This window comes from Campylobacter sp. RM15925 (assembly GCF_012978775.1).
In the GTDB taxonomy this organism is placed as follows: Bacteria; Campylobacterota; Campylobacteria; order Campylobacterales; family Campylobacteraceae; genus Campylobacter_A; species Campylobacter_A canis.
Map to the genome: position 1 here is coordinate 1 of NZ_LIWP01000001.1, position 15178 is coordinate 15178.

Annotated in this window: 14 protein-coding genes, 1 tRNA gene and 4 pseudogenes; 9 read left to right on the forward strand and 10 right to left on the reverse strand. The window is 38.1% G+C overall.

What is annotated here, in order from left to right:
* From CDOM15925_RS00005 to CDOM15925_RS00020, 4 genes are all read left to right on the forward strand, one after another.
* On the forward strand, window positions 1–776 hold a 776-nt coding region (locus CDOM15925_RS00005), incomplete at its 5' end, for an ABC transporter substrate-binding protein (protein WP_169939806.1).
* 36 nt (window positions 777–812) lie between these two features.
* Window positions 813–1229, forward strand: coding sequence for a hypothetical protein (locus tag CDOM15925_RS00010; protein ID WP_169939808.1), 417 nt, complete (start codon window positions 813–815; stop codon window positions 1227–1229).
* Between the two features lie 2 nt (window positions 1230–1231).
* Window positions 1232–2257: a FecCD family ABC transporter permease gene (locus CDOM15925_RS00015; protein WP_349644292.1), complete on the forward strand. Its 1026-nt coding sequence runs from the start codon at window positions 1232–1234 to the stop codon at window positions 2255–2257.
* Window positions 2257–3030: an ABC transporter ATP-binding protein gene (locus CDOM15925_RS00020; RefSeq protein WP_169939809.1), complete on the forward strand. Its 774-nt coding sequence runs from the start codon at window positions 2257–2259 to the stop codon at window positions 3028–3030. Before CDOM15925_RS00015 ends, CDOM15925_RS00020 begins: the two co-directional genes overlap by 1 nt.
* 16 nt (window positions 3031–3046) lie before the next feature.
* On the opposite strand, the gene CDOM15925_RS00025 is transcribed toward CDOM15925_RS00020, so the two are convergent.
* From CDOM15925_RS00025 to CDOM15925_RS00045, 5 genes are all read right to left on the reverse strand, one after another.
* Window positions 3047–3442, reverse strand: coding sequence for an SRPBCC family protein (locus CDOM15925_RS00025; protein ID WP_169939811.1), 396 nt, complete (start codon window positions 3440–3442; stop codon window positions 3047–3049).
* Window positions 3443–3456: 14 nt separating this feature from the next.
* Window positions 3457–3648 (reverse strand): hypothetical protein, encoded by a 192-nt coding sequence (locus tag CDOM15925_RS00030; RefSeq protein ID WP_169939813.1) that lies wholly within the window; start codon window positions 3646–3648, stop codon window positions 3457–3459.
* An 85-nt stretch (window positions 3649–3733) separates the two neighbouring features.
* Window positions 3734–4465 (reverse strand): EI24 domain-containing protein, encoded by a 732-nt coding sequence (locus tag CDOM15925_RS00035; RefSeq protein WP_169939815.1) that lies wholly within the window; start codon window positions 4463–4465, stop codon window positions 3734–3736.
* The gene (gene dut / locus CDOM15925_RS00040) at window positions 4462–5157 is read right to left on the reverse strand and encodes a dUTPase (RefSeq protein ID WP_169939817.1); all 696 of its coding nucleotides are present in this window, start codon (window positions 5155–5157) and stop codon (window positions 4462–4464) included. Before dut ends, CDOM15925_RS00035 begins: the two co-directional genes overlap by 4 nt.
* Window positions 5158–5235: 78 nt before the next feature.
* Window positions 5236–5748, reverse strand: a complete 513-nt coding sequence (locus CDOM15925_RS00045) for an ATP/GTP-binding protein (protein WP_169939819.1) — start codon at window positions 5746–5748, stop codon at window positions 5236–5238.
* 84 nt (window positions 5749–5832) lie between these two features.
* On the opposite strand from CDOM15925_RS00045, the gene CDOM15925_RS00050 reads away from it, so the two are divergent.
* Together CDOM15925_RS00050 and CDOM15925_RS00055 are read left to right on the forward strand one after the other, a co-directional pair.
* Window positions 5833–6204 (forward strand): L-arabinose ABC transporter, encoded by a 372-nt coding sequence (locus CDOM15925_RS00050; protein WP_169939821.1) that lies wholly within the window; start codon window positions 5833–5835, stop codon window positions 6202–6204.
* Window positions 6204–6611, forward strand: coding sequence for a hypothetical protein (locus CDOM15925_RS00055; RefSeq protein WP_169939823.1), 408 nt, complete (start codon window positions 6204–6206; stop codon window positions 6609–6611). The genes CDOM15925_RS00050 and CDOM15925_RS00055 overlap by 1 nt, the downstream gene beginning before the upstream one ends.
* A gap of 123 nt (window positions 6612–6734) precedes the next feature.
* On the opposite strand, the pseudogene CDOM15925_RS10225 reads toward CDOM15925_RS00055, so the two are convergent.
* Window positions 6735–7235: pseudogene (locus tag CDOM15925_RS10225) on the reverse strand (methyl-accepting chemotaxis protein); the annotation flags it as partial.
* 369 nt (window positions 7236–7604) lie between these two features.
* Window positions 7605–8438, reverse strand: a pseudogene (locus CDOM15925_RS10230) (cache domain-containing protein); the annotation flags it as partial.
* Window positions 8439–8982: 544 nt separating this feature from the next.
* Between CDOM15925_RS10230 and CDOM15925_RS10235 the strand changes: the two are divergent.
* Window positions 8983–9324 (forward strand): annotated as a pseudogene (locus tag CDOM15925_RS10235) (cache domain-containing protein); the annotation flags it as partial.
* A 987-nt stretch (window positions 9325–10311) separates the two neighbouring features.
* Window positions 10312–10800 (forward strand): annotated as a pseudogene (locus CDOM15925_RS10240) (methyl-accepting chemotaxis protein); the annotation flags it as partial.
* Window positions 10801–10980: 180 nt separating this feature from the next.
* On the opposite strand, the gene CDOM15925_RS00070 reads toward CDOM15925_RS10240, so the two are convergent.
* From CDOM15925_RS00070 to mraY, 3 genes are all read right to left on the reverse strand, one after another.
* Window positions 10981–11056 (reverse strand) — tRNA-Phe (locus CDOM15925_RS00070).
* Window positions 11057–11122: 66 nt separating this feature from the next.
* Window positions 11123–12367: a UDP-N-acetylmuramoyl-L-alanine--D-glutamate ligase gene (murD, locus tag CDOM15925_RS00075; protein ID WP_169939837.1), complete on the reverse strand. Its 1245-nt coding sequence runs from the start codon at window positions 12365–12367 to the stop codon at window positions 11123–11125.
* Entirely contained in the window at window positions 12367–13431 is a 1065-nt protein-coding gene (gene mraY / locus CDOM15925_RS00080) for a phospho-N-acetylmuramoyl-pentapeptide-transferase (protein ID WP_169939839.1), read from the reverse strand. Before mraY ends, murD begins: the two co-directional genes overlap by 1 nt.
* Window positions 13432–13505: 74 nt before the next feature.
* Here mraY and gpmI point away from each other — a divergent pair, with 74 nt between their 5' ends.
* A complete protein-coding gene (gene gpmI, locus CDOM15925_RS00085; protein ID WP_169939841.1) occupies window positions 13506–14966 on the forward strand; it encodes a 2,3-bisphosphoglycerate-independent phosphoglycerate mutase in 1461 nt (486 codons plus the stop codon).
* Window positions 14967–15178: the final 212 nt, after the last annotated feature.

Genomic DNA, 15178 nt, shown 5'->3' on the forward strand with positions numbered 1-15178 from the left:
CTCAAATTCCCGCTTCACTAAACGGCAACGATATCCAGATAGAAGAACTCGTAAAGCTAGCTCCTGATGCTATCATCGTTTCAAACAAAAACTACCGCGAAGAGCTGGTAAAGCATGGATTTAACGTATTTTACGCGCTTTTTACAAACTATGACGATATGAAAAAAAGTGTGATGATGACAGCTGAGATAATCGGCGATGATGCGGTTAAAAAAGCTAAAGAGTTTAACGACTATTTTGACTCAAATTTTAAGCTAGTAAATGATATCACGAGTAAAATTTCAGCTACCGATCGCCCAAAAGTGCTTCACATACTAAACGGTACAAATTTGTTAAAAGTTGATGGCAAAAAGACTATCATAAACGAGTGGATCGAGCTTGCAGGCGGAGTTAACGCTATTAAAAAAGAGGGCAACATGATAGAAATAACTGCCGAAGAGATCATCAAAGCAGATCCTGATGTGATCATCGTTGGAGGCGTTAAAAACGAGCAGGCAGTTGAAAAAATCTATAAAGACGTAGTATTTTCGGGACTAAAAGCGGTTAAAGATAAGCGAATTTATGGAAATCCAAGCGGAGTTTTTAGCTGGGATAGATACGGCTCAGAAGGTGCTCTTCAGATACTTTGGGCGGCTAAAACCTTGCATCCTGAGAAGTTTCAAAATATCGACATGATGGCTGAAACGAAGAAATTTTATAAGAAATTTATGGACTACGAACTAAGCGACGAGGAGTTTGGCTACATCTTAAAAGGGCTAAGTCCTGAGGGCAAATAGTTCAAATTCAACCTAATTTATAAAAACGAGAAGCTTATGCGAGAATTTAGTTACAAAAAGCCGGCTTTTAAATATTTCATAATCGGTGGAGCTATTTTAGCAGTAGTGCTATCTTGTATGACTTCTTTATTTTATAGCTCTGAAAATTTAAATTTATTGAATTTTTATTTTGGTTTGAACAAAAATTTATTATTGTTTGCTCTATTTTTTACTCCTTCTATCGTGTCGTTTTTATATTTGAAATTTACTCATTTTAAAACGGATATAAAAGTTTTTTATAATCTTTTCATAATGCCTTTTGGCGAGCTTATGATAGTCGTTTTGCTCTGCTTTGTATTGAATGAAAGAGGTATGGTATATGACTTTGCATGGCTTTTTGCACTACTTGCACTGCCTATGTTTGCAGTTAATGTTTTTCAAATTCGATTTGCTAAATTTGCTTTAAAAGGCTAGCCGTGAATTTAAATATTACGAAAAAGCGAACTTCTTTTAAATTTACGCTCATCTTGCTTGTCGCGCTTACTTTTGTAACAGCTATTTTAGCACTTGGCATAGGTAGATTTAGCGTAGGCTTTAGCGATGTGGCGTGCTCTATGCTGGCTTTGCTTGGATTTGAGCTTGAAATACCTCAAAATATCTATAACGTCATTACGCAGATTCGCCTTCCTCGCATAGTGGCAGCCATTTTGGTAGGGGCTGCGCTTGGAGTAAGCGGCACCGCGTATCAAGGAGTTTTTAGAAACCAGCTTGTAAGCCCTGATCTACTTGGTGTCTCGGCGGGCGCTTGCGTGGGTGCAGCTAGTGCGATATTGCTTGATTTTTCACTGCTTGGCATTCAGGCTATGGCGTTTGTCTGCGGGCTAATCGCCGTTGGCATGACGCTAAGTATACCAAAGCTTATGGGGCGAGCAAGCACCTTGATGCTCGTGCTTTCAGGCGTCATCGTAAGCGGGCTCATGATGTCTATAATCGGCTTTTTAAAATACATCGCAGACCCAGAAACCAAGCTAGCTGACATTGTTTATTGGCAGCTTGGAAGCCTGGCTAAGGTAGATGTGTCAAATTTATACGTGCTTGCTCCTATCATGGTGGTTTGCGTTATCTTGCTTATACTTATGAGTTGGCGGATAAATTTGCTCTCGCTTGGCGATCTTGGCGCGGCTAGGCTTGGTGCAAATGTCGCACTTGAGCGAGGTGTCATCATAGTTTGCGCGACTTTGCTTACGGCAAGTAGCGTTTGCATAAGCGGTATAGTGGCTTGGATAGGGCTTTTGATGCCTCATCTTGCACGCATGCTAGTAGGTGCCGATAACTCAAGAAGCATACCGGCAAGCATATTTATGAGTGCGATTTTTTTGGTTATCGTTGATACTTTGGCTCGCACGATGAGTGTTAGCGAAGTGCCGCTTGGCGTGCTTACGGGCTTTATCGGCACGACTTTTTTCATCTGGGTGCTTTTTAAAAATAAAAGGGTTGTTTGATGCTTGAGATAATCGATCTAAATTTTGCCTATCCAAATGGTGCCGGACGTCTTAAAAACGTAAATTTAAGCCTTAAAAAGGGTGAAATTTTAACCGTGCTTGGTAAAAACGGCGCAGGCAAATCAACTATGCTGGGTCTCATGAGCGGCATGCTTAAGCCAAATTCAGGCAAGGTCATGCTAAATGGACGAAACGTGCTTGATATGAGCAACAAAGAGCGAGCTAAGCTTATGGCGTATGTGGCGCAAAGCGAGGTTTGCGAGTACGAATACAGCGCGCTTGAATACATTACAATGGGGCGGGCGGCTCATCTTGGAATTTTTGCTAAGCCTGCAAAAGAGGACTACGAAACGGCTAAAAAATACATCCAAATGCTTGGTATCGGTCATCTTGAGAGCAAATTTATAACTCAAATGAGCGGAGGAGAAAAACAGATGAGCTCTATCGCTAGAGCTCTTACGGCCGAGCCTGAACTCATCATATTTGATGAGCCTACGTCAGCGCTTGATTTTGGCAACCAGTATAAGTTTTTAAAGATGGCAAAATGGCTACTTGAAAAGGGTTATACGATAATCCTAACCACGCATAATCCCGACTTTGCCATCTTGCTTGGCGGAGTTGTTGCCCTTGTGAAAAACGGTGGAGAGGTCGAGTGCGGGAGCGTAAGCGAGATAATCAAAAGCGAAAATTTAAGCCGGCTTTATGATACTGCGCTTGATGTGAGCTTTGTTGAGAGCGTAAAGCGAAATTGTTGCTTAACTTATCCGCTTTGAATTTAAAAGCCAAATTCTAGTAGTTTAAAGCTCTTTTTAAGTCTGAAATATACAAATTTTGCTGTCTTTTTAGATAAAAATATAAAATCGGTGCTAGAAGTATATTTTTAGGTTTTATGTTTTCTGTGAAATTTAAGATGGTTTGCGAGTTTTCTTCCTTAAAAATTCCGATCCAGGTTCCCTTTATACTCTCATTTTCTATCTTAAACTCAAGCCTTTCGTGAGGCTTAAAAAGAGTGATTTTAAAATTTGTTCGGCGAGAGTTTTTTGAAATTTCTACAAAGTGAGTTTCATCTAAAATTTTAGTCTCTTTTAGATCGCTGCGCCACGCACACTCTTTAAAAGAGGTGACAACTTGCCAAACTCTTTTGATATCGCAGTTTATCTTTGAGGTGGTAGTGCAAGTTGCCATCTTTCATCCTGAGATTAGTCCATATCGTCAAGCAACTCTTCGTTTGACTTAACGACTACTCCTGAGCCATGCACTACGCTTGGAATGCAAGCAGCGCAAATTTCAACTTCTTGACCGTTTTTGTGGGCATGGATAAATACGGCGTTTGAGTTTTCTTCGCTGGTTATTCCGCAGACGTTACACACATACATTCCGTTTATTTTCATTATAAATCCTTTTTGAAATTTTGCTTATTTTAACTTGAAATTTAAAAAGCCAAGATGACTTAAGTCAATTCAAATTGTAGCAAATTTAAAGATGAATTTGCTCTTTTTGAAAGAAAAAGTGCGAAAAGTAAATCACAAAGAAAATTTGCAAAAACAGCCCGACAAGCGGTATCAAACAAAGCAGATAAAATATAAGAGCGGTAAATTTATACTCATATCCACCCATGTCAAGCAGAGCTATTTCAAAGCGGTTTTTGCTAAGCGTATTTGAGCCGATATCGATAAATAAAAGCGAATAGTAAAGATAAAAAAACGGCACGTTTATGATGAATAAATTTAAGACCGGCACAAATAAAAGCGGGAGGCTTATGAGAAAAAGAAGGCTAAATTTGCCTATTACGATCGCCATAAGCTTTAATGATCTGGCCAGTGATATAGTTTCAAATTTGGGCAGTTTGTAGTGTCTTTTGTTTATCTCGTCAGTTACGACCGGAGTTAAAAACCCTGCCACAATGAGCGCTATAAAAACTGAAAGTATAAGCACAAAAAATGTACCAGTCAGATAAAAGAGAGCAGAAACTATCCACTTCGTAACGCCGTATGATAAAATCGCAGTGATATAAGGATGAGCACTTTCGTCTAAAAAGCTAAAATCCCCGCTTGCGGCACCCATGCTTAAGGCTGTGTAAATTTCCTTGCCGCCAAATATCATAAGCGCACCTAAAATGATAATGCTAAGCACAAGCGGCAGGGTCGAAAGGATAAGAAATTTAGCCGTTAAAAAGTCCTTAACGGCGAGGTTAAAATTCTTTATCATTTTACTTTTTTATACTCTGTCTCAAGGGCTTCATATATCTCATCTACGCCGTTTAAGTTTAGCTTTAAAATTTCGCTCATGACGACATTATCTTCCTTGCCGTTCCAGACTTTTTTATATGAGCCGTCTTTGTAGCCGTTGTTTTGGCGGAAGCGATTGAGTACGTTTTTGCCGATGTAGCATTCATATAGCGAGTGTAAATTTACGCCGCATTTTAGGCTCATCGCAAAATACACTTTAAGCAGGTCAAACAGCTGAAATTCAAATCCGCTTGATTTGTGTATGAGCATCTCTATGTCGTTCATCACTTCATAAATGCTCTCGTCTTCGATATTGTAAGCGTCTTTGCAAAATTCGTTAAATCCGCTTGAGGCGCAGATATCTTCGCTTAGCTTAGTTATATCTCCTAAATTTTTTATCTTGTATTGCTCAAGCATAAGGCTCATCAAAAAGTGCCAGATATCAACAACTTCAACGCGTAAATTTTCTTTATTAGTAGGCGCGTTTATGTCTTTCCAGTGCTTCCATGCAAAGCTGTCTATGAGCTCGGCGCACTCCATATATATGCAGCGTCTCCAGTTTATAAGCTTGCCGTTTTTATTTATGCCTTCTTCCCAGCCTATGCCGTTGGTTTCGTCGTTTAAAATTTGCTGTAAATTTAGCATTTGAGTTATCATATCTTGCGCATTCATAAGAATTTCCTTATTTTCAAATTGCGAGATTATAACGAAAATTTAATAACAGCTACATTGAAAAATGCTAAATTTAGACTAAACGTATAGTTTGAAGCTATCAAGTTGCTCGATTAAATTATCAAACAGCTTTTTGGAAGTTTCAAGCAGGTTTAAGTCAGCTTTGTTTTGCTTTAGCAGTTCGTCAAATAGCCTTAGAGTGCCTTCGCTGACGAAATTTTTGTGATTTATATCTTTGATGGTAGGAAGCTCTTTTTTAAGGCTGTTTGCAAGGTTTGTGAGTTTGGTAAATGCAGGAGTTTCGCCCGCTTTTACATTTTTCATAAACTCATCTATGCTAGGAGCAATACTTTCAAGCGCCTTGGCTAGCTCTTTTTTATCGTTTTCATCAAGCCCGTTTCCGACATAAGAAAAGCTATATCCATACTCGTGCGTTAGCGTTAAAGAGCGACTTTGTGCGTTTGAGGAGCGAGAGCTTTCGTATTCAACGCTTTTATTGTCGTACATCGAAAATTTGATCTCATCTCCGCTGCTAGTTTTAAAGCTAAAGTCGAAATTGTTGAAATTCGCGTAACTTGAATTAATCTTCATAAAAATCCTTTTTGTTTTTTAAATCGTCAAATCTCAACCAAACTTAATAGCGATTTTTGTAAAATTAAACAAAAAAGGCTTAAGATGTGCTGCTTTGGAGCGAGAGTTTTTGCGCTTATTGCGATAACTTGTCTGAGTTTTATCCTGCATAAATTCTATCCGCAAATTCCGGTTATCGCTTATTATCTGCTACTTGCAAATTTGCTTGCGTTTGTTATGTTTGCGCTATTTTTTAAAGATCTTTTACCTAAATTTGTAAAACCATCCGCGATTCACTATTTTTCGTTGATCGGTGGCGTTTTAGGCGGACTGGCTGCAACTTTGGCATTTAAAAAATTTGAGGGAAATTTCTTAAAAATTGAGCTTGTTTTGCTTGCTTTTTGGATATTAATCGTATCTTACATAACGCTAAATTTCACTCAAGTTTCGGCATTTTTTGCGGGATTTTTAAGCTGATGGATGTGAGAATTTTAAAATTTATAAGCAAGATGCACCTGCTTAGCCTTGCGGTGATAAGCGATGCTAAACCCTACTCGGCAAGCTGTTTTTATGCCTTTGATAGAGAGAATTTTAGCCTTATCGTAGCCGGAGATGATAAAACGACTCACATAAAAGCGCTTGAAATTTCAAGTGAAGTTGCAGGCACCATTGCACTTGATACGAAAATAGTGGGCAATATAAAAGGCGTACAGTTTAAGGGCGTGATGAGTAAAGCAAGCGAAGATGAGCGTAAGATTTATTTTAAGCGGTTTCCTTACGCGCTTGCTATGAATCCGCAAATTTACGCTATAAATTTAAACTGGATAAAATTTACTAACAACGCACTTGGCTTTGGTAAGAAGATAGAGTGGAGTAGGGTGTAGTAGTAGCTTGATGGCTTAAATTTCTGCTTTTTGATTTTAGAATTTAAAGCTATAAATTTGATCTTAAATTTTACCTAGATAAAGACTAAATTTACTAGAGTTTATCTAGCAAATTTAAGTTTCTTAAGTGCGAAATCTGCTTAAATTTTGATTTAGATTTTCCGTCATTTTATTCAGATGAGCCGCCGATGATGCTATCTCTTCTACGCTTTTTGCGTTTTGGGATGAGATTAAATCTATGTTTGTTATGCTTTTTACCATCGCTTCAAGTCCGCCCGCAGTCTTTATGTAGTGTTGCGTAGCTACTTTGCTAAGCGACATTGTATCGCTCATAAGTTCGTTCATGTGCGATATCTTTTCTTCTATTCCGCTTGAAATTTTTATCAAATTTTGAGCTTTGTCGGCATTTTCGCTGATATGCTCGCTTGAATCCGATATGCCCTGAACTATGACATTTATGGTAGCGTTTATCTCGGTTAGACTCTTTTGAGTTCGCTCGGCTAGCTTTCTAACCTCATCTGCGACAACCGCAAAGCCTCGCCCGTGCTCTCCAGCTCTGGCTGCTTCTATAGCGGCATTTAGTGCGAGTAAATTTGTCTGATCGGCGATATCGTTAATGACATTTAGGATTTCTCTTACGTTTTCTGTATCTTTTGAGAGAGTTTGCATGCCCTGAGCCATCTCAATCTCGGTTTGAGCATTGATATTTATGTGGCGACTAAGCTCTAGTACCGAGCTTGCAACCTCGCTGATATAAGATGCGGTTTTTTCTAAATTTTGCCTGCTTGTTTTCGCCTCTTCAAGAGAGTCTTTGATCTCTGCGCCTATGTCTTTAGCCATTTTTGTAGTTTCGTTTATAATCTGGGTTGAATTATCAACTCTTTTGCCTGTCTCAATCGATGTAGAAGATAGCTCTTGGGCTATGGATGAATTTTCGTTTGATAGCTCTTTGGCTTTTTCTATGACGGCTCTAAATTCGCTCGTAAGATCATTTATGGATATTGAAATTTGAGCTATCTCATCACGTCCTTTTGTCTGCAATTTTGTCGTGAGATCTCCTCTGCCTGATTTGATTTCGCTTGACATTTTATGCAAAATTTCAGAGATATTCCTCATTGGCTTGATTATGATTTTGTTTAATACACCAAGAACTAGCAAGATAAATACCGCCGTAAATATCGCACAAACTCCTATAAAAGCAAGGCTGTTTTTTGAATTCGTATCGTTTAAGACGCTTCTTGTTTTTTCTACCTCTTCTTGAAGGTCATCTACGTAAATTCCGCTTCCCATCATCCAGTTGTATGGCGCAAAAACCATTGAGTAAGCCAGCTTTTCAAGCGGTGGCTCCCCCTCTTTTTTAGGAAAGAAATACCCAACAAAATCGCCTCCCTTTTTGGCGTTGTTTAAAAGTTCTTGAACGTAAAATACACCGTTACTATCTTTGTTTTGCGTGAGGTTTTTACCGCTCAGCGAAGGAGCTCCGGGCACTATGACGACGGTTCCATCTTGTTCGTATAAAAATATATATCCTGTTTTATTTTCAAGAAATCTAATGCGATCGACGGTTTTAATTATTTCGGCTTTTATCTCGCTATCGCTTAAGTTTTTTTGCTTGCCGTCGTTATAAATTTCATGCATAATTTTATTTATCGTATGAACCGTATCTTTTAGCCAATCTCTCTTAGCCTGCATCATGTCGTTATATGATTTTTGAGTAAAAAACGATGTCAAATCTGATGAAAATTTAGCATTTAACACCGACAAAACCGTGCTAATAATAGCCATTGATACAACAAATAGCATCATTACTTTTGTTGAAATTTTCATGAAATTTCCTTTTAATAATGAATATTAAATATTAAGTTAATTCTAACTCTTTATTTCTTAATTAACTGTAAATTTTTACTAAATTTGATTTAAAAATAATTTTTAAAAATTAAATATAAATTTAAAATAAATTTTAAAAAATATACAGTATGAAATAAAGATAACCCGTATTTTAGGGCACAAGAACAATACTATAAAAGATGGTAAAAATAATATAATAGCAACAGCCTAACTCTTTTTTTATTTATCTGCTATAATTACGAATCACGTAAAATTTGATATTTGTTATAAAAGGGTATTTATGAAATTTAGTGTATTTAATAAACTAAGCGTAGCAATTGCTACTACTTTAATAGCAATTGCCGTTAGTATCGTGCTTATCATACAGCTTGTCGCTGTTCCGAAGGTGCAAAAAGAGAGTTTAAATCTTATAAACGAGATAGGTCGCTCGACAATCGGCGATATCGCTCTATCTTTGAAAAATATCGAAGGGGTGACGACAAATCTTGCAAAAGTTGTCGAAAAACTACCTAATGAGATAGATATGTTTAAACCGGTTGGAGAAAATGTCATAAACAACGACGGAAACGTTGCTATAGCCGGAGGAGGTATCTGGCCTGAGCCGTATAAATTTAGCCCTGTCGAGAAAAAACGAAGCTTTTTCTGGGTTAGAAACGGAAATAAGCTGGATTATGACGAGGGCTATAATAGCGATCAGACTCCGGATTATCATAACGATGACTGGTATAAGGATGTGGTAAACGTTAGGCAAAACAAATGCACATGGTCAAGCGCTTATCAAGACCCTGTCTCAAAGGTAAATATGGTAACTTGTAGTGTTGCGTATTTTAAAAATTCAAATTTTGAGGGTGTGGTTACTGTTGATTACTCATTGGTTGGCATAGAGGATTTTCTAGCTAAGCAGGGGTATTTAACAAGCGGAACCGAGTCTAAAATAGCCTATCTTTTTATGCTTGATAGCGACAATAATGTCTTGTATTTTCCAAATTTAGCGGATAAAGAGCTGATAAATTTTGACACACTAGCTAGTAAATTTAAGTTTTTAGAGCAGATAAAACCGCATGTATTAAATTTGCAAGATATCGCGAATGTCTCGGTTAATAATGACGAGATACTAAAAAATAAAAGCAATATAACGCTTTTAAAAATGCAAGAAACAGGCTGGACTCTTGGTCTTGTAACTCCACAAGAAAATATCACCGCATTGGCGACTGATATAATGACATCTATACTATCTATAGTGTTTCCGATTATTGTCGTATGTTTAGTTCTTATTTGGTTTTATACAAAAAATCAGCTAAAACCGCTTAGTGTTATCGAAAAAGGTCTTGAGGAATTTTTCAAATTTATCAACCACAAAACAGATAAGGTTGAGACGATAGGCATAAAGTCAAAAGATGAATTTGGCGCTATGTCCGATATGATTAATGATAATATCAAAACCATTGAGGCGGGAATTAGGCAAGATGCGGTTTTTACCGAGGATGTTTCTAAGATTGTTAAAGAGGTTAAGAGCGGACTTTTGGGAGGGCTTATCAAAGCCAATGCAAACGATCCAAAATTAGACGAGCTGAAATCGCTTCTTAACGCTATGCTGGAAGGACTTGCTAAAAATATAAACCGCATAGTAGATACCCTTAACACATATAGCACTAACGACTTTACAAAAAGATTAGATAGCAGCGAGCTAGTAGGCGACACAAAAGAGATGATAGATAAAATAAACCATCTTGGAGACGAAATTTCAAAAATGCTTAGCTCTAATCTTAACCAATCTGATCTATTGCAGCAAAAATCAAATACTCTTAAAGAGTATGTCGATACCCTAAATAAAAGTGCAAGATCTCAGGCAAATAGCTTGCAAGAAAGTGCGGCTGCCGTAGAGCAGATGAGCTCGTCAATGTCAGCCATATCTCAAAAAACACAAGATGTAATAAGACAAAGCGAAGATATAAAAAATATCATCGTTATCATCCGCGACATCGCGGATCAAACAAATTTACTCGCACTAAATGCAGCCATAGAAGCAGCCAGAGCAGGAGAGCACGGAAGAGGCTTTGCCGTAGTTGCAGATGAGGTTAGAAAACTAGCCGAAAGAACTCAAAAAAGCCTTGGTGAGATAGAGGCAAATACAAATGTGCTGGCTCAAGGCATAAACGAGATGAGTGAGAGCATCAAAGAGCAAACCGATGCTATAAATCAGATAAATGAAGCTGTTGTAAATGTGGACAACTTGACAAAACAAAATGTCGAGATAGTAAATAATACAAACTCTATCACTATTGAAGTTGAAAATATGTCTAAACACATCCTTGCCGATGTAAAGAAAAATAAATTTTAACTATCATCTTTAATTTACCTTGCCTAAATTTATGGGCAAGGTAAATTTAACTACATAAATTATTTCAAATAAGATAACCGTAATTAGAAAAATTTATTTAAATATACAAACCATATTTAAAAGAGTGTATGACTAAATTTTCAAGCTTTGAAGTAAAAGATAAAGGGATTAAAAAGAAAATGGTGGTTAGAGGCAGAATCGAACTGCCGACACGCAGATTTTCAGTCTGCTGCTCTACCGACTGAGCTATCCAACCACCTAAAAAAGAAATGTGATTATACACTTTTAAATTTTAAAATTAGGTTAAAAACAAAATTAAATTTTATAAATTTGCAACAAATTCTTTAAACTTATCTCCTCGCTCGGCGTAGCTATTAAACTGATCAAGGCTTGCAGCAGCAGGACTTAGAAGAGCTATTTCGTCTAAAATTCGAGCTTCTTTTGAATTTGCTTTCCTAGTCGGTTTTTTTAAATTTTTATCTATTTGCGTTACGGCTACATCTAAAAATTCGCATTTTAGAGCCGGAATTTGAAATTTCTCAGCCAGCTTCATAATCTTATCGCTATTTGAGCCGATAGCGTAAATTTTAGTATTTGCGCTATTTATAGCCTTAAAAAGCTGCGTCATATCGACACCCTTATCATCTCCGCCTAAGATTAGGTGCAGGAATTTATCCTCATACCGCTTTAGAGCTTGAATGGTCGCGTCGATATTAGTAGCTTTTGTGTCATTTACCCAAATCCGCCCGAATTTGTCCTTAAATTCTTCAAGTTTATTGCTCTCTATCACAAATTTGTTTAGTAAATTCGCGTTGCACCTATCAAAGATTATTTTTTGTACCGCCAGCGCTAAAAGAGCGTCCATTAAAAACGGCACTTTGAAATTTATCTCATTTGTGGCAACTCCGCAAAATTTAGCTAAATCATCTTCGTTTTTGTAGCTTATGACCTTTGCAAGAGTCGGAGTATTAGCGTAAATTTCAGGCAATATCGCAACCGAGTTTTCGCTCATCATGCCAAGCGGCTTAAGCTTGGCGGCTTCATAAGAGCTCATATCGCCGTGCCAAGTAAGATGATCTGGCGTTATAGGCAAAAGCACGTATATATCAGGCTTTGCAAGGTTTGTATAGTGAAGCGTGAAAGAGCTCGTCTCCAGTATCCAAATTTTGGCTTTAATGTCTAGTTCGGCTAGCGGAGTGCCTACGTTTCCGCCCATTACCGAGCCTTTGTCTTCAAGCAGGTACTGCATCATCTTGGTTGTGGTTGTTTTGCCGTTTGTGCCGCTTATCCATACGCTAAAAGGCATCTTTGAAGCGAAAAAATCATATTCACTTATCAAATTTTGCGATTTTTTAACCAGCTCATGATACGGAGGAAAGCCGGGGCTTGGGATCTCAAGTTCGCTTTCATCGGGATTAAATTCACTTACCGGCAAAAGATTATTTCCAAATTCATCCTTTGAAATTTGGCTAAATTTGTCATCGTATACATCCCAAATTCCATCATCTTGGCAGTTTTTGGCAATAGCCTTCGTCGTGCCGCCGTAACCGAACAAACTTCTTTTCATTATCTTATCTTTAGCGCCGTTAGAGCGATTAGATTTGCTAAAAGCGCAATAATCCAAAACCTAACAATGATTTTGTTTTCAACCCAGCCTTTAATCTCGAAATGATGATGAATAGGCGCCATTAGGAAAATTCTCTTTTTGAAAATTTTAAAGCTTCCAACCTGCAAAATAACGCTTAAAGTCTCAATCACAAAGATAAATCCTATGATAATAAGCAAAATTTCGTTTTTAGTCATAACTCCCATAAGTCCTATGTAAGCGCCTATGCTAAGGCTTCCGCTATCACCCATGAAAACTTGTGCGGGATGGCAGTTAAACCACAAAAACCCCATCAAAGAGCCGATTAAAGCCGAAGCGATGATGATAGTTTCGCCCACACCGATGATCTTTGGAAGTAGTAAATAAGAGCTAAATAGCGCATGTCCGCAGATATAGGCAAAAATTCCTAACGTAACAAGCGAAAGCATGGCAGGAACGGCCGCAAGCCCGTCAAGCCCGTCTGTTAAATTTACCGCGTTTGAGGCCGCAACTATAACTAGCGTCCAAAAGACTATAGCAAAAATTTTAAGATCCAGTAACGGGAATTTATAAAACGGCACATAAAATTCGGTTCCTATATCGCCGCTAAGATAAAGCACGGTTGAAACCGCAAACGATACTAAAATTTGAGCTAAAAGCTTGGCTTTAGGGCTTAGTCCCGCGTGGTTGTTTGCGCCTAGAATTTTTGATATGTCGTCTTTAAACCCGATCGCCGTAAAACCCGCAAGACAGAGCAGTGAAGCGATAACGAAGCTATTATCAAGTCTGGCGCAGATGATAGTTGCCAGTATCGCCGTTACCATAAAGACTATGCCTCCCATGGTCGGGGTTTTTTCTTTTTTTTGGTGTGTTTTTGGAGCAAGCTCGTAAATCGGCTGACTGGCGTTTTTAGCTCTTGCCCAAGCGATAAATTTAGGCATAAGATAAACGGTAAGTGCAAAAGATATGAAAAACGCTATGCCTGCGCGAACTGTGATGTATTGAAAGATGTTAAAATTCAGGATTTCATAAAGATAATAAAACATGTGAGCCTTTATTTTTAAAAAGAGTAATTTTAGTATAATGCTCTTAAAATTTATCTAAATTTAAAGAATGAAATATGAAACAAAAAACTATTTTAGTAATAACAGACGGCATAGGATTTAATCCAAACTCAGAATTTAACGCATTTGCAGCGGCGAAAAAGCCGACTTATGATTGGCTATTTAAAAATGTGCCAAATTCGCTTATCAAGACTTCAGGTCTTGCGGTAGGCTTGCCTGAGGGGCAAATGGGAAATAGCGAAGTAGGGCATATGTGCATAGGAAGCGGGCGGGTTTTGTATCAAAATTTGGTAAAAATTTCGCTTGGGTTTAAAGACGGCTCACTCTCTCAAAACGCAAAACTAAAAGAGCTTTTTAAAAAGTGTAAAAATATCCATATAATCGGGCTTTATAGCGATGGAGGCGTGCACTCTCATCTTGAGCATTTTGACGATATGTGCAAGCTTGCTATAAATAACGGTTGCAGTGTCTATGCTCACGCTATAACCGACGGTAGGGACGTGGCACCTACGAGTGCGGCGGAGTTTGTAAGGCAGCTTGAAGAGAAATTTAACGTAGCTACGATTTGCGGTAGATTTTACGCTATGGATAGAGATAAGCGCTGGGATAGGGTAAGTGAAGCTTACAAGACTATGATTGAGGGTGCAAATTTACAGAGCCTAAAACCAAGCGAATATATCCAAAATAGCTATAATGATGGCGTTTTAGACGAGTTTATAAAGCCTGCCAGTTTTAACGGCTTTAAAGGGATCGGCAAGGATGACGGAGTTGTGTTTATAAATTTTAGAAACGATAGGATGAGGCAGATCGTAGCGGCGTTTGGCGTGAGTGAATTTAGCGAATTTAAGCGCCCTTTTGTGGTGCAAAATTTAGTAACTATGACGGAATACGACGCAAATTTTAGCTTTCCTGTTTTGTTTGAAAACGACAAGATAACAAATACTTTAGCAGAGGTTATATCTCGTGCCGGACTTCGCCAGCTTCATACGGCAGAGACTGAGAAATACGCTCATGTGACTTTTTTCTTTAACGGCGGAGTCGAGGAGTTACTTGAAAACGAAACTAGAATTTTAATCCCAAGCCCAAAAGTTAAAACTTATGACGAAAAGCCCGAAATGAGCGCTGAAGGTGTGTGCGATGCGGTTTTAAAAGCGATTGATGACGGGCAGGATTTTATCGTAGTAAATTTCGCAAACGGCGATATGGTAGGACATACCGGCGATTTTGATGCAGGCATAAAAGCCGTAGAGGCTGTAGATAGCGCGCTTGGTAAGATTATTACTAAGGCAGAGGAAAAGGGCTATGCGATGATAATTACGAGCGATCACGGTAACTGCGAAGAGATGCGAGATAAAAGCGGAATGCTCACAAACCACACGACTTACGATGTGTTTTGCTTCGTGCTGGGTGATGGAGTGAAAGAAGTAAAAACCGGTGGGCTAAACAATATCGCAGCAAGCGTTCTTAAGCTAATGGGGCTTGAAAAACCGACCGAGATGGACGAGCCGCTTTTTTAGACGCAATATTTAAGTTAGTTTAAAATTTAAGTCTAGTTAAGCTTTTTTAACTTTACTTTGCTAAAATTGTCCAAATTTTAAATTTATAAATAGAGGCGAATATTTTTTGCTTAATCAAGCAGAATTTTAAATTATGAGCGTATATTGAAGTGCGTGACTGAGGAAATTTGGAATTTAACGCAGGCTAAGCAGAAAAAGATACGCCAAGAAAG

Excerpts from the sequence above, each read along its gene's own strand:
- CDOM15925_RS00010 (WP_169939808.1), top strand. The coding sequence starts at position 813 with ATGCGAGAATTTAGTTACAAAAAGCCGGCTTTTAAATATTTCATAATC.
- CDOM15925_RS00020 (WP_169939809.1), top strand. The coding sequence starts at position 2,257 with ATGCTTGAGATAATCGATCTAAATTTTGCCTATCCAAATGGTGCCGGA.
- CDOM15925_RS00025 (WP_169939811.1), bottom strand. The coding sequence starts at position 3,442 with ATGGCAACTTGCACTACCACCTCAAAGATAAACTGCGATATCAAAAGA.
- CDOM15925_RS00030 (WP_169939813.1), bottom strand. The coding sequence starts at position 3,648 with ATGAAAATAAACGGAATGTATGTGTGTAACGTCTGCGGAATAACCAGC.
- CDOM15925_RS00035 (WP_169939815.1), bottom strand. The coding sequence starts at position 4,465 with ATGATAAAGAATTTTAACCTCGCCGTTAAGGACTTTTTAACGGCTAAA.
- dut (WP_169939817.1), bottom strand. The coding sequence starts at position 5,157 with ATGAATGCGCAAGATATGATAACTCAAATGCTAAATTTACAGCAAATT.
- CDOM15925_RS00045 (WP_169939819.1), bottom strand. The coding sequence starts at position 5,748 with ATGAAGATTAATTCAAGTTACGCGAATTTCAACAATTTCGACTTTAGC.
- CDOM15925_RS00050 (WP_169939821.1), top strand. The coding sequence starts at position 5,833 with ATGTGCTGCTTTGGAGCGAGAGTTTTTGCGCTTATTGCGATAACTTGT.
- CDOM15925_RS00055 (WP_169939823.1), top strand. The coding sequence starts at position 6,204 with ATGGATGTGAGAATTTTAAAATTTATAAGCAAGATGCACCTGCTTAGC.
- murD (WP_169939837.1), bottom strand. The coding sequence starts at position 12,367 with ATGAAAAGAAGTTTGTTCGGTTACGGCGGCACGACGAAGGCTATTGCC.
- mraY (WP_169939839.1), bottom strand. The coding sequence starts at position 13,431 with ATGTTTTATTATCTTTATGAAATCCTGAATTTTAACATCTTTCAATAC.
- gpmI (WP_169939841.1), top strand. The coding sequence starts at position 13,506 with ATGAAACAAAAAACTATTTTAGTAATAACAGACGGCATAGGATTTAAT.